The sequence below is a fragment of the Enterobacter sp. IF2SW-B1 genome (assembly GCF_001743375.1).
GTDB lineage: Bacteria > Pseudomonadota > Gammaproteobacteria > Enterobacterales > Enterobacteriaceae > Enterobacter > Enterobacter bugandensis.
The window spans coordinates 1-540 of record NZ_MJAA01000171.1 but is presented as its reverse complement, the minus strand read 5'-3'; the positions used below and the strand labels follow the sequence as shown (position 1 = coordinate 540).

Genomic DNA, 540 nt, shown 5'->3' with positions numbered 1-540 from the left:
ACTTCAAAAGCGATAAAGAGAGCTATTTTGTAAGAACAAGTACCTTATAGTAAGTTGAATAAAAAAGTACATATTAACAAAGATGATATAGTTGCTTATTCTCCTATTTTAGAAAAATATGTAGGAAAAGATATCACTTTAAAAGAACTTATTGAGGCTTCAATGACATATAGTGATAATACAGCAAACAATAAAATTATAAAAGAAATCGGTGGGATCAAAAAAGTTAAACAACGTCTAAAAGAACTAGGAGATAAAGTAACAAATCCAGTTAGATATGAGATAGAATTAAATTACTATTCACCAAAGAGCAAAAAAGATACTTCAACCCCTGCTGCTTTCGGTAAGACTTTAAATAAACTTATCGCAAATGGAAAATTAAGCAAAGAAAACAAAAAATTCTTACTTGATTTAATGTTAAATAATAAAAGCGGAGATACTTTAATTAAAGATGGTGTTTCAAAAGACTGTAAGGAGGCTGATAAAAGTGGTCAAGCAATAACATATGAGGCTGATAAAAGTGGTCAAGCAATAACATAT

The 540-nt window shown here is 28.5% G+C and carries 1 pseudogene; it reads left to right on the top strand.

The window, feature by feature from the left end:
- Positions 1-540, top strand: a pseudogene (locus A6013_RS24120) (serine hydrolase); the annotation flags it as partial.